The sequence below is a fragment of the Nocardioides zeicaulis genome, assembly GCF_042432345.1.
Lineage (GTDB): Bacteria > Actinomycetota > Actinomycetes > Propionibacteriales > Nocardioidaceae > Nocardioides > Nocardioides zeicaulis.
On sequence record NZ_JBHLXH010000001.1, the window covers coordinates 921,846 to 934,087 of the forward strand.

11 protein-coding genes are annotated in these 12,242 nt (G+C 72.4%); 4 read left to right on the forward strand and 7 right to left on the reverse strand.

Annotated elements, in window-relative coordinates:
* Positions 1-29: 29 nt before the first annotated feature.
* From ACFFJG_RS04600 to ftsE, 3 genes are all read right to left on the reverse strand, one after another.
* The gene (locus ACFFJG_RS04600; protein ID WP_378517422.1) at positions 30-1,316 is read right to left on the reverse strand and encodes a M23 family metallopeptidase; all 1,287 of its coding nucleotides are present in this window, start codon (positions 1,314-1,316) and stop codon (positions 30-32) included.
* Positions 1,317-1,406: 90 nt separating this feature from the next.
* The gene (gene ftsX, locus ACFFJG_RS04605) at positions 1,407-2,318 is read right to left on the reverse strand and encodes a permease-like cell division protein FtsX (protein WP_378517423.1); all 912 of its coding nucleotides are present in this window, start codon (positions 2,316-2,318) and stop codon (positions 1,407-1,409) included.
* A gap of 37 nt (positions 2,319-2,355) precedes the next feature.
* Positions 2,356-3,045, reverse strand: a complete 690-nt coding sequence (gene ftsE / locus ACFFJG_RS04610; protein ID WP_378517424.1) for a cell division ATP-binding protein FtsE — start codon at positions 3,043-3,045, stop codon at positions 2,356-2,358.
* A 128-nt stretch (positions 3,046-3,173) separates the two neighbouring features.
* Here ftsE and ACFFJG_RS04615 point away from each other — a divergent pair, with 128 nt between their 5' ends.
* Both ACFFJG_RS04615 and ACFFJG_RS04620 read left to right on the forward strand, forming a co-directional pair.
* Positions 3,174-3,680, forward strand: a complete 507-nt coding sequence (locus tag ACFFJG_RS04615; protein WP_378517425.1) for a SigE family RNA polymerase sigma factor — start codon at positions 3,174-3,176, stop codon at positions 3,678-3,680.
* Positions 3,673-4,881: a hypothetical protein gene (locus tag ACFFJG_RS04620; protein ID WP_378517426.1), complete on the forward strand. Its 1,209-nt coding sequence runs from the start codon at positions 3,673-3,675 to the stop codon at positions 4,879-4,881. Before ACFFJG_RS04615 ends, ACFFJG_RS04620 begins: the two co-directional genes overlap by 8 nt.
* Positions 4,882-4,934: 53 nt before the next feature.
* Here ACFFJG_RS04620 and ACFFJG_RS04625 read toward each other — a convergent pair whose 3' ends face one another.
* The 3 genes from ACFFJG_RS04625 to ACFFJG_RS04635 form a co-directional block, all read right to left on the reverse strand.
* On the reverse strand, positions 4,935-5,246 hold the full coding sequence (locus tag ACFFJG_RS04625; RefSeq protein ID WP_378517427.1) for a ribosomal protein L7/L12: 312 nt from the start codon (positions 5,244-5,246) through the stop codon (positions 4,935-4,937).
* Positions 5,247-5,367: 121 nt separating this feature from the next.
* A complete protein-coding gene (prfB, locus tag ACFFJG_RS04630; RefSeq protein WP_378517428.1) occupies positions 5,368-6,483 on the reverse strand; it encodes a peptide chain release factor 2 in 1,116 nt (371 codons plus the stop codon).
* 141 nt (positions 6,484-6,624) lie between these two features.
* Entirely contained in the window at positions 6,625-7,422 is a 798-nt protein-coding gene (locus tag ACFFJG_RS04635; protein ID WP_378517429.1) for an NPCBM/NEW2 domain-containing protein, read from the reverse strand.
* Positions 7,423-7,519: 97 nt separating this feature from the next.
* On the opposite strand from ACFFJG_RS04635, the gene ACFFJG_RS04640 reads away from it, so the two are divergent.
* Complete coding sequence (locus tag ACFFJG_RS04640) at positions 7,520-10,075, forward strand: ATP-binding protein (RefSeq protein WP_378517430.1); 2,556 nt, start codon at positions 7,520-7,522, stop codon at positions 10,073-10,075.
* 120 nt (positions 10,076-10,195) lie between these two features.
* Positions 10,196-10,447, forward strand: coding sequence for a DUF4242 domain-containing protein (locus tag ACFFJG_RS04645; RefSeq protein ID WP_378517431.1), 252 nt, complete (start codon positions 10,196-10,198; stop codon positions 10,445-10,447).
* A gap of 44 nt (positions 10,448-10,491) precedes the next feature.
* On the opposite strand, the gene treZ is transcribed toward ACFFJG_RS04645, so the two are convergent.
* Positions 10,492-12,240, reverse strand: coding sequence for a malto-oligosyltrehalose trehalohydrolase (treZ, locus tag ACFFJG_RS04650; protein WP_378517432.1), 1,749 nt, complete (start codon positions 12,238-12,240; stop codon positions 10,492-10,494).
* Positions 12,241-12,242 lie beyond the last annotated feature (2 nt).

The following is a 12,242-nucleotide window of genomic DNA, read 5'->3' on the forward strand; positions in this document are numbered from 1 at the left end:
TACGCCCGTCGACGGGCCCCGTCGGCCGGTCAGAACCAGTTCATCGGGTCGACGGCCTTGCCGTTGGCCATGACCGTGAAGTGGAGGTGGCAGCCGGTGGACCAGCCGGTGGAGCCCTCGTAGCCGATGACCTGTCCCTCCTGGACCTGGTCGCCGACGCCGACGGTGTAGCTGGTGGCGTGGTTGTAGATCGTCGCGACGCCGACGCCGGCCATCGCGCCGTTGTCGATGATCAGGCGGTGGCCATAGACGTCGCTCCAGTACGACGACACGACCCGGCCGGGCGCGGCGGCGCGCAGCGGGGTGCCGCAGCCGCCGCCGAAGTCGACGCCGTCGTGCAGTCCCCAGTAGTGGTAGATCGGGTGCTCGCGGTAGCCGAAGGGCGAGGTGACGTAGCCGTCGACCGGCTTGAGGAGCAGCCCCGTCGAGGACCCGCCGGCCTGCGAACGGGCGTGCGACCGGGCCTGGGCCCGCTGGCGGGCCAGGGCGCGGGCGGCGCGCCGCTTGAGCATCTCCTCGATCCGCTGCTGCTGGGTGAGGTGCTTGCGGAGCTTCTCGGCGTCGTGGGCGCGGGCCTTGCGGGCCTCGCCCTGGGCGTCGCGACGCTCGACGACGAGCTGGACGACGGAGTCCTTGGCGGCCTGCTCCTCGGCCGCGAGCTGCTGCATCAGCACGAGGTGGTCCGCGGCGGCCTGGCGCTTGGCAGCGACGTCGTCGCGGGCCGCGGCGACCTGGTCCTCCTGCACCTCGAGGAGCACCTCGGCGGCCTTCAGCTCGTCGTACGCGCGGGCCTCCTGGCCGACGATGACGTCGCGCACGCCGTCGCGGCGCGTGAGCTCCTCGGTCGACTCGGCGTCGATGAGGGAGGAGAAGGCGATCAGCTCGGGGTCGCCCTCGGAGTACATGTCGGCGACCGTCGAGGCAACCTTCTGGCGCTGGGCCTCGGCGTCGGCCTGGCCCTGCGTGAGCGCCGCCTCGGCGGCGGCGAGGTCGGCCTCGGCCTGCGCGAGCTCGGCCTGCATCTCCGCGTCGCGCTCCTGGGCCACCTCGACCTTGCCGCGGGCGGTGGCGAGCTCGGTCTTGGCGGTGACGAGCTGCTCCTTGGCGGCGTCGAGGCGGGCGGTCGCCCTGGACAGCTGCGCGCTCGACTCGTCGAGGTCGTGGCGGGCACCGCGGACCTGCTGCTGGACGTGCTTCTGCTTGTCCTTGAGGTCGTCGGCAGCCTGCGCGACGGCGAAGGAGGAGACGCCCAGCGCCGTCGCCAGGACCATGGAGGTGGCCAGGCGACGGTGAGCGGCACGGGGGAAGGGACGCACCGGGGAAGCCTTTGCGTTGGGGAAGCGGGGAAGGTTCGCCTCCCCCGGCCCACGGGCCGGCGAAGACGGGACGACGCTAACCCGCGCAGGTCAGACTTTGAGGTATTTCCGCGTCAGCACGAGTGTCGGGAGCAGCGTGAGCAGCGGACCGAGGACCGCCACCGACGCGGCGGCGAGCCAGAACTCCGGCATGCCGATCCACGGGACGAACTTCAGCCGGTTCTGCGAGAGCTCATCGATGCCGAAGTACATGAAGCCCGACAGCGCCCCGACGGCCAGCGCGACGCCGATGAGCGCGGTCACCAGCGCCTCGAGCAGGAACGGCAGCGCGATGTAGAGGGTCGAGGCACCCACCAGGCGCATGATGCCGATCTCCTTGCGCCGCGCGAAGGCGGCGAGTCGGATCGTGTTGGCCACCAGCAGCAGCGCTGCGAAGACGAGGAACGCCGCCGTGCCGAGCGCCACCCACTGCAGCATGTTGATCGACTCGAGGATCGGCGCCACCTGCTCGCGCATGTCGCGGACCTTCGACACGCCGTCGAGGCCCTTCACCGCGCTGGTGATGCCCTCGTACTCCTCGGGGTCGTGGAGCGTGATCCAGATCGTCTGCGGCATGTCCTCGGCGGTGATGGCCGGGTTGTCGCCGGAGAAGAGCTCGTCGCCGTAGAGCTCGCGCGCCTTGTCGAGGGCCTGCTCGCTGGACTCGAAGTGGTAGTCGGCCACCTCGGGGTTGTCCTCGACGACCGCCTCGATCTCGCTCTTCTGCGCGTCGGTGACGGCGTTGGGGCACACCGCGCTGCTGTCGTTGACGCGGCACAGGTAGACCGTGATCTGGAGCTGGTTGCCCCAGTGGTCGGCGGCCTTGGCCGCCTGCTGGTTGAACAGCACGCCGAGGCCGACGAGCGTCAGCGAGACGAACAGGGTGAGCACGACCGCGAGGTGCATCGACAGGTTGCGGCGCAGGCCCTGGCCGAGCTCGGAGGAGACGTAACGAAGCTGCATGAAGAGGTGGCTCTCGATCTGCTGTCGCGGGGGAAGGTCAGTTCTGGTGGCCGTAGACGCCCTGCGCCTGGTCGCGCACGACGTGGCCGTCCTCGAGCTCGATGACGCGCTTGCGCATCTGGTCGACGATGCCGGCGTCGTGGGTGGCCATGACGACCGTGGTGCCGGTGCGGTTGATGCGGTCGAGGAGCTTCATGATGCCGACCGAGGTGGTGGGGTCGAGGTTGCCGGTGGGCTCGTCGGCGATGAGGATCATCGGCCGGTTGACGAAGGCGCGGGCGACGGCGACGCGCTGCTGCTCGCCACCGGAGAGCTCGTCGGGCATCCGCTCGCCCTTGCCGCTGAGGCCGACCAGCTCCAGCGTCTCGGGGACGACGTCCTTGATCTCCTTGCGCGACTTGCCGATCACCTGCAGCGCGAAGGCGACGTTCTCGCTGACCGTCTTGTTGGGCAGCAGCCGGAAGTCCTGGAAGACCGTGCCGATGTCGCGGCGCAGCCGCGGCACCTTCCAGCTGGCCAGCCGGTTGATCTCCTTGCCGGCGACGTAGACGCGGCCCGCGGTGGGCCGGTACTCGCGGAGCACGAGGCGCAGGAAGGTGGACTTGCCCGAGCCGGAGGAGCCCACGAGGAAGACGAACTCGCCCTTCTCGACGTCGACGGAGACGTTGTCGAGCGCCGGGTGGGGGTGCCCGGGATAGCTCTTGGTGACCTTCTCGAAGCGAATCACGGCGTCGAGGCTACGTCAGGGGTGCACGGGATCTGGGAATCCCGGCCGCGCTGCAACCTGTGAGCCCGGTGACGCGTGTTGGCTGGGTGACGGCGTCCTCGCAGGGGCGCCCTGACAGGGGGACGTGCATGCGCGACGGGGCAGGGGCGGACTTCGCCGACTTCTACGCGGCGACGTGGTCGCGCACGCTGGCGGTGACGTACGCCCTCACCGGCGATCGCGGCGTCGCCGAGGAGCTGGCGCAGGAGGCCTACGTCAAAGCGTGGTCGCACTGGCGCACGGTGTCGGCCTACGAGCAGCCCGGCGCGTGGGTCCGGCAGGTCGCCACCCGCCTCTCGGTGAGCCGCTGGAGGCGCACGAGGGTGGCCGCGACCTGGCTGTCCAGCACCCGGCCGGAGCCCCCCGTCGAGCCTCACGACGAGACCACCACGGCCCTCGTCCGGGCGCTGCAGCAGATCCCCGAGGCCCAGCGCCGTGCTGTCGTCCTCCACCACCTCGCCGACCTCCCGGTCGACGAGGTCGCCCGCATCGAGCACTCCCCCGTCGGCACCATCAAGGCCCGGCTCTCCCGCGGACGCGCCGCCCTCGCCCTCCTGCTCACCGACGAGCCGAACGGAGCCCACACCCATGCCTGAGCACGAGCACCTCGACCGCGCCTTCGCCGCGCTGTCGGCCGACCTCGCCCACTCCCCTGCCCCCGGCGCCGCCGCCGCGATCGCCACGGCCCGACGCCAGCGGCGTACGCGGGTCGGTGCTGTCGCCCTCATCGCCGTCGTCGCGCTCGGCAGCGGGCTGACCTTGACCCAACCGCGACCCGACCCGGATGGCATCGCCGCCGACGGAGGGTCCGCGCCCCTCGACGCAGCCTCGCTCGAGGCGGCCACCGCGGGATGGCTGGACGGCTGGAGCCCCGAGCGGACGATGGACGAAAGCTTCAGCCGGTCGGGCTGCGACGCCATCGACGCCAGTCCCCTGTCCACCGAGGCGGGGAACACCGTGCTCTTCCTCGACGACGCGAGCGCCACCATCCGGATCGCGGGGTTCCCCGACGGCGCCGAGCTCGGCCGGTCGTGGGACTACACGGTCGGTCGCATCGCCGAGTGCGACGGGCTAGGGACGCCGGACCAGGTGCCGGTCGACGGTGTGTCCGTCCTCCACTGGCGCGTCGCGATGCCCGACGTCGAGGGCGCGAGGACCACCGACGTGTGGCTGGCGAGGGACGGCCGGCGCACGGGACTGGTCGAGGTCGTCACACCCGGACCGGCCGCGCCCGCCGACGCGGTGCGCGGCGTCGCCGAGGCGCTCCTGGCCGGCGTGCGGGACGGATGGACGGAGTCCGGCGCCCAGCCGACCACCCCCAGCCCGATGAGGGGCCGGCTGCCGGAGTGGCGTGACGTCGATCTCGTGGGAGCGCTCGCCGGCTGGCAGTCGCCGACGAGGCGCGCCGCGACGACCTCGCCCAACCTCCTGTGCCTCCACGACCGGCTGGACGGCCACGCGGCAGGCGTCTCCGCCGGCGGCTCCCCGCACGGGCTGTCCTACCGTGTGGCGGGCTACCTCGACCCCGCCGACGCACAGGCCAACGTCGGGCTCGTCCTCGACCAGCTGCGCGCCTGCACCTCGTCGGAGGTGGAGCTCCGGACCCTGCCCGGGGGCGTGCACCTCGCGACGTACGACACCGGCGGCCCGGAGCCCTTCAACGCGCTGTGGGTCGTCGCCGAGGGTGATCGAGCCGGCATGGTGGCCGTCGAGCGGGCGGACCGGCCGCTGCCGGCGGACGTGGCCGCGGACGTGTCGGACGCCATGCTGCAGATCCTTCGCACGCCCTGGGAGTGACTCGGCGAGGGGCGTGTCGGGTCGCAGGGCGTCCTCAGACGACCCGGGCCCGGTCAGCCCGGCATGGCCTCCACCGCGTCCTTGGCCTCCTTGAGACCGACGCCGGTGCGCTCGCGGTAGACCTTGATGGCCTGGACCTTCTTGCCGAGCCGCACCAGCTCCTGCACCTCCGCCAGCCACGCCTGCGCATCGGGCGCTGCCGCCACGCCTGCGGGGGCGACGGCGTACGACGAGTCGCCGCCGGCAGTCAGCGCGGCGAGGCGTGCCTCGAGGGTCGCGACCCGGCGCTCGAGCTCGTCGATACGGCGCCGGTCACCGCTGCTGTCGAGGGCACCGACGACCTCGGGCTTGCTGAAGAGTCCCATGGACCGGAGCCTACGGCGCGCTCCGCCCGGTGGTCCGTGTCAAATGGGTCGTCCCGGACGCCCGAGGGCAACCCGATTGATACGGACTACCCGGGGACGAGGACTCCCGGGGGGACGAGGATCAGGCCTCGACCTTTTCCGCCCCGCGGCGCCAGCGGATGCCGGCCTCCATGAAGTCGTCGAGGTCGCCGTCGAAGACCGAGGACGGGTTGCCCGACTCGTGGCCGGTGCGGAGGTCCTTGACGATCTGGTAGGGGTTGAGGACGTAGTTGCGCATCTGGTCGCCCCAGCTCGCGGCGACGTCGCCCTTGAGGTCCTTCTTGAGCGCGGCCTCCTCGGCCTTCTTCTTCGCGAGGAGCTTGGCCTTGAGCACGACCATCGCGGACGCCTTGTTCTGCAGCTGCGACTTCTCGTTCTGGCAGGACACGACGATGCCGGTGGGGATGTGGGTCAGGCGGACCGCGGAGTCGGTGGTGTTGACCGACTGACCGCCGGGACCGCCCGAGCGGAAGACGTCGACGCGCAGGTCGTTCTCGTCGACCTCGACCTCGTCGGTCTGCTCGAGGACCGGGACGACCTCGACCGCGGCGAAGGAGGTCTGGCGCCGGCCCTGGTTGTCGAACGGGCTGATCCGCACCAGGCGGTGGGTGCCGGCCTCGACCGACAGGGTGCCGTAGGCGTAGGGGGCGTGGATGGCGAACTCGGCGGACTTGATGCCCGCCTCCTCGGCGTAGGAGACGTCGTAGACCTCGACGCCGTACTTGTGCTGCTCGGCCCAACGCGTGTACATCCGCATCAGCATCTCGGCGAAGTCGGCGGCGTCCACGCCACCGGCGCCGGAGCGGATCGTCACGATCGCCTCGCGCTCGTCGTACTCGCCGTTGAGCAGGGTGCGGATCTCGAGCGACTCGACGGACTTCTTGATGCGGCCCAGCTCGGCCTCGGTCTCGGCGAGCGTGTCGGCGTCGCCCTCCTCCTGCGCCATCTCGACCATCAGGGAGAGGTCCTCGATGCGGGACTCGAGGCCGGTGTAGCGGTCGAGCTCGCCCTGGAGCGCGGAGAGGCGACCGGTGATCCGGGTCGCGCTCTCGACGTCGTCCCAGAGGTCGGGCGCGGCGACCTGCTCGCCGAGGTCGGCGATCTCCTCACGCATGCGGTCGATGTTGAGCACCGAGCCGATCGTCGCCATGGTCGCCTGGAGCTGCTTGATCTCTGCGTCGTAGTCGATGCCTGCCACGAGAGCCAAGCCTACGGGTTGACCCGTGGTGTCCGCTGATCGGCGGCGCGGACCGCAGGGCGCCGCACGACGAGCAACGGCGGACACCGCCGGGCCTGTGATTCCCGGTGGTGCCCGCCGCTGCGGACGGTGTGCCCCGCGTCAGCGGGTGCAGAGGACCTCGGGCGTGCCGACCGCGACGGTCGCGGCGGTCGGGGCCGCCGAGGTGGTGGCGTCGATCTTGAGGCGGAAGACGCCGGTGAGGTCGGTGGTCTCGTCCGCGACGATCGTGCCGACGGCCAGGGCGTGGTCGACGAGCGTGGTGCCGTCACCGCTGACCTTGACGGTGCCGATCGCGCCGGTGACGGACTCGTCGGTCAGCGCGTAGGTGGCGCGCATCGAGGTGCACTTGCGGCCGAGGGTGTACTCGATGCTCGACGGCGTGCCGGCGGTGGTGGTGGCGAGGCTGCTGCCGTAGTACTCCGCACCGATGTTGACCCCGGCGATGCCGACGTTGGTGGCGACCGCCTGGCGGTTCGCGAGCTTCTCCCAGCGGTAGACCTCGACCTGCACGGGCTTGCTGAGGCCCTTGGCGAAGCCGTTGGAGGCGGGCTTCAGGACGCGGTACTCACGCGAGCCGGGCGTCGACGGCTTGTCGGTGAGCTTGTAGGTGCCGTTGTTCTTGACCTTGGCCTCGCCGGTCGCGGTCCACTTCTTCTTGGTGCCCACCCGCTGCTGGAGGACGACCTTCTGGCCGGCGGCCTTCGGGGTCACGCGGCCCTTGACCTTGACCGTGGTCTCCTTGGCGATCGCGGTGTCGGTGCTGGCCTTCGCGGTCACGGAGTAGGCCGTCGCCTTCGCCTTGGCGTGCGCGGCCGGAGCAGCGGTGGAGGTCGCCGTGAAGGCGAGGGGGCTGAGGGCGAGGGCCGCGGTGGCGGCCCAGGTGAGGGTGCGGTTCATGGGAGTCCCCGTCGTCGTGTGGTCGGCCGTTGCGGCCCGTACGGACAGGGAGACGGAGGGACTGCCGGAAAAGTTGTCGCGGATCTAGCATCGCTCCATGAGGCTGGTCGAGCGGGACGAGCAGCTCCGCGCAGCGGCGGCGTACCTCGTCGACGCGGCCGCCGGCCACGGCCGCCTGGTGTACGTCGGCGGCGAGGCCGGGGTGGGGAAGACGAGCTTCGTCGAGACCGTGGCGGCGCAGGCCCACGCAGTCGTCGCGACCGGGTGGTGCGACGGGTCGGCGACCCCGCCGCCGCTCGGGCCGCTCACCGACATGCTGCCCGACCTGCCGGAGGGGTTGTGGCCAGCCGGCGCCTCGCGCTCGGAGGTGTTCGCGCGCCTCCTCTCCGCGCTGCGTGCGCCTGTCGACGGGGCGCCGTACCTGCTCCTGGTGGAGGACGCCCACTGGGCCGACGAGGCCACGCTCGACCTGGTACGGCACCTCGCCCGTCGCATCCACGCCTGCCGCGCGCTGGTGATGGTGACCTATCGGCCCGAGGACACGATCGACGGCGACGGGTTGAGGGTGCTGCTCGGCGACACCGCGTCGGCCGCCGGCACACGGCGCATCGACCTGTCACCACTCACCGCCGAGGGCGTCGCTGCGCTGGCCGCCGAGCACGGCACGACCGGGCGCGAGGCAGCCGAGCTGCACGCGGTGACGGGTGGCAACGCCTTCTTCGTCACGGAGGCCCTCGCCACGCGGGACGCGCTGCCCCGGACCGTCCGCGACGCCGTGCTGGCCCGGGTGGCGCGCCTCGACGAGGACGGCCGTCGTGCGCTGGAGGTGGTGGCCCTGGCCGGCTCGCGCGTGGAGGCCGCGCTCGTCGGCCGCCTGCTGCGAGGCGGTCTGTCCGCGCTGGACGTCCCGCTGGCGCGCGGCCTGCTGCGCCGGTCGGGCGACGACGTCCTCTTCCGGCACGAGCTCGCCCGCCTCGCCGTCCTCGACGAGGTCCCGCCCGGCCGGGCGGTGCACCTGCACCGCTGCCTCCTCGAGGCGCTGACGGCTCGCGACGTCGACCCCGCCCGGCTGGCGCACCACGCCGAGGCTGCCGGTGACGGTCCCGCCGTCCTCGAGCACGCGCGTGCGGCTGGAGCCGGCGCGTCCGCGCTGGGTGCCCACCGGGAGGCCGTACGCCAGTACGAACGGGCCGTCCAGCACGCGCACGACCTGCCCGTCGGCGAGCAGGCACGGCTCTTGTGGGACCTCGGCTACGAGTACTACCTGACCAACCGCATCGAGGAGTCCCTCGACGCGGTCGCCACGGCACGTGGCCTGTGGGACTCCCTCGGCGACACGGTCCGGGTGGGGGACGCGTGGCGGTGCGGGTCGCGGCTGCACTGGTTCGCCGGCCGCACCGACGAGGCTCGCCGCTGTGCCGACACCGCCGTCGAGCTCCTCGAGGGCACGGCGTCACCGGAGCAGGCGATGGCCCTGAGCAACCGCGCCGGGCTGTCGATGCTCGCGACGCAGCTGGCGCCGACCCGGGAGTGGGGTGCCCGGACGCTCGCGGTGCTCGACAGCCTGCCAGAGGGGACGGCCCAGGACGCGCGGGTGCACGCCCTCAACAACCTCGGGACGATCGAGGTCACCGCCGGCGACCTCGCCGAGGGCACCAGGATGCTCGAGCAGTCGCTCGCCGGCGCCCGCGCCGCCGACCTGCAGGAGCACGCAGCCCGCGCGTACTGCAACCTCATCTCGACCGCCGTCGCCCAGCGTCGGCACAGCGATGCGTTCCGATGGCTCGACGAGGGCCTGTCCTACTGCATGGACCGTGACCTCGACGCGTGGACGACCTACCTGCTCGCACTCCGGTCACGGCTCCACCTCGACCGGGGCTCCTGGACCGAGGCCCGCGCGGACGCCGTCGAGGTGCTGCGCGGCGGCACCAGCGCGGTCGGCTCCCTCGAGCCGCTGCTGGTCCTTGCGCAGCTGGACGTCCGGTCGGGCACCGGCTCCCCCGACGAGGCGTTCGCGCGCGCGCTGGAGATGGCCGAGTCGATGGGTGAGGCCCAGCGCGTCGGACCGACAGCGGCGGCGCGGTGCGAGGCAGCATGGATCCACGGTGACGACGAAGGGATCGCCGCAGTCACCGCCCGGGCGTGGCCGCACGTCGAGGCGGTGGACTGCCCCTGGCACCGCGGCCAGGTCGCCACCTGGCTGCCGCCCGACGTGGACGCCGGGCTCCCCCTGTCGGCGCCCTACGCCCTCGAGCGCGAGGGACGCTGGGAGGAGGCCGCCGCGCTGTGGGTCTCGCTCGGGTCACCCTTCGAGCAAGCGCTCGCGCTCGCCCGCAGCGGCCGCGTCGACCTCATCACGGAGGCGGTACGGCTCTTCGCCCGGCAGGGTGCGACGGCTGCCGCGGCCCGGGCACGTACGTCGTTGCAGGCGCTGGGCGCGCCCGTCCCGCGCACGACCCGCGCGAGCAGGCACCCCCACGGCCTGACCCCCCGGGAGCAGCAGGTGCACGAGCTGGTGGCACGCGGGATGAGCGACGCGGCCATCGCCGAGGAGCTGGTGATCTCCCGCCGCACCGCGGAGCACCACGTGGCGGCGGTGCTGGGGAAGCTCGGGGTCAGCCGGCGCCAGCTCACGGGCGCGGACCGGGGCTGAGGTGACCACCGACCCGTAGGTGCCCACGTTGTTCTGGGTAGTCACTACCGATGTCCGCCGCGGGCTCGAGGAGGTCCACTGGTCGGGTCAGCAAGAACTCGACCGGAAAGGTTCACTCCCATGCCGCTCTTCATGGACGTCCACTCGCTCGGCGAAGGCGTCACGATGGACGACGTCGCCAAGGCCCACCAGGCCGACCTGGCAACCCAGGGCCCGCACGACGTGAGCTACCAGCGCTACTGGGTCGACGAGGAGAAGGGCCAGATCTTCTGCCTCGTCGAGGCGCCCAGCGCCGACGCGGCCGCGACCGTCCATCGTGAGGCGCACGGCCTCGTCGCCGACCACATCTTCCAGGTCCAGGAAGGCGTCTGAGCGCTGCTCGACGGCCGGTCGACCCGTGCCGGCCGTCGAGCGACTCAGCGGACCAGCGCGCCGGCGTGCGGCGGCAGCGTCACCGTGCCGGCGTCGAGGCGCACCCCCGAGGGCGTCTCGAAGAGCACCTCGGCGGCGTCGACGTCGAGGCTGACCTCGGTCTCGCCGGCGTTGACGAGCAGCACGACGTCGCTGCGTCGCAGGGTGAACAGCCGGCCCTCGACCGACGCCGACAGCGAGGCGAACGACGGGTCGGTGAGCTGGGGCAGCTCGCGCCGCAGGCGTCCGAGGCGGCGGTAGCAGTCGAGCACGACCGCGTGCCGGCCCTGCCCGAGCTCGTCCCAGTCGAGCCGGGAGCGCTCGAACGTCGCGGGGTCCTGCGGGTCGAGCACGTCGTCGGGGTCCCAGCCCATCTGCTCGAACTCCGCGATGCGGCCCTCGGCGGTCGCCTTGCCGAGGTCGGGCTCGGGGTGGGAGGTGAAGAACGCGAACGGCGTCGAGGCCGCCCACTCCTCCCCCATGAACAGCATCGGCGTGAAGGGGCCGGCGAGGGTCAGCAGCGCGGCGCACGCGAGCTGGTCGTCGTCGAGGTGCTCGGCGAGCCGGTCGCCGCGGGCGCGGTTGCCGACCTGGTCGTGGTTCTGGTTGGCCACCACCAGCCGCCACGTCGGCATGTGCTCGGTGTCCACCGGGCGGCCGTGGTCGCGGCCGCGGAAGGAGGAGTACGTCCCGTCGTGGAAGAAGCCCTTCTCGCAGACCTTCGCGAGGGCCTCGAGCGGCTCGAAGTCGGCGTAGTAGCCGGTGGTCTCGCCGCTGAGCGCGACGTGGACGGCGTGGTGGAAGTCGTCGCTCCACTGCGCGTCGAGGCCGCGGCCGCCGCCCTCGCGGGGCGTGACCATGCGGGCGTCGTTGAGGTCGGACTCGGCGATGAGGGTGAGCGGGCGCCGCTGGTGGGCCGACAGCGCGGCGGTCTCGATCGCCATCTCCTCGAGCAGGTGCACCTCGGAGGTGTCGCTCAGCGCGTGCACGGCGTCGAGCCGCAGCGCGTCGACGTGGTAGTCCTCGAACCACATCCGCACGTTGTCGAGGATGTAGCGGCGCACCTCCGCCGACCCCTCGCCGTCGAGGTTGACCAGGTCGCCCCAGGTGTTGCGACCCTCCTTGAGGTACGGCCCGTACAGCGGCAGGTAGTTGCCCGACGGGCCGAGGTGGTTGTGGACGACGTCCTGCACGACACCGAGCCCGCGGGCGTGGCAGGCGTCGACGAAGCGGCGGTAGGCGTCGGGACCGCCGTAGGGCTCGGCGACCGCGAACCACGCGACGCCGTCGTAGCCCCAGTTGTGGGTGCCGTTGAAGGCGTTGACCGGCATCACCTCGACCAGGTCGACGCCCAGGTCGACGAGGTGGTCGAGCCGCTCGACGGCGGAGTCGAGGGTGCCGCCGGGGGTGAAGGTGCCCACGTGGAGCTCGTAGATGACGGACCCGGCGAGCTGGCGGCCGGTCCAGCCGGCGTCCTGCCACTCGTACGACGTCGTGGCGCGCCGCGACAGCCCGTGCACGCCGTCGGGCTGGCGGCGCGAGCGCGGGTCGGGCCGCGGGTCGGGGTCGTCGTCGAGGAGGTACCCGTAGTCGACCTCGCCCTCGGGCACCGGTTCGACCGGCGTCCACCACCCGTCGTCGCCGCGCGTCATCTCGAGCGTCTCCGACCCGAGGCGCAGCCGCACCCGCTCCGGGCGGGGCGCCCAGACGTCGAAGGGACCGCGCAGGGGCGACGGGGGCAGCGGGGTGGTCATGG

Bases quoted from the DNA above. Each gene is read 5' to 3' on its own strand.
- ftsX (WP_378517423.1), bottom strand. From the start codon at position 2,318: ATGCAGCTTCGTTACGTCTCCTCCGAGCTCGGCCAGGGCCTGCGCCGC.
- ACFFJG_RS04615 (WP_378517425.1), top strand. From the start codon at position 3,174: ATGCGCGACGGGGCAGGGGCGGACTTCGCCGACTTCTACGCGGCGACG.
- ACFFJG_RS04620 (WP_378517426.1), top strand. From the start codon at position 3,673: ATGCCTGAGCACGAGCACCTCGACCGCGCCTTCGCCGCGCTGTCGGCC.
- ACFFJG_RS04625 (WP_378517427.1), bottom strand. From the start codon at position 5,246: ATGGGACTCTTCAGCAAGCCCGAGGTCGTCGGTGCCCTCGACAGCAGC.
- ACFFJG_RS04635 (WP_378517429.1), bottom strand. From the start codon at position 7,422: ATGAACCGCACCCTCACCTGGGCCGCCACCGCGGCCCTCGCCCTCAGC.
- ACFFJG_RS04640 (WP_378517430.1), top strand. From the start codon at position 7,520: ATGAGGCTGGTCGAGCGGGACGAGCAGCTCCGCGCAGCGGCGGCGTAC.
- ACFFJG_RS04645 (WP_378517431.1), top strand. From the start codon at position 10,196: ATGCCGCTCTTCATGGACGTCCACTCGCTCGGCGAAGGCGTCACGATG.
- treZ (WP_378517432.1), bottom strand. From the start codon at position 12,240: ATGACCACCCCGCTGCCCCCGTCGCCCCTGCGCGGTCCCTTCGACGTC.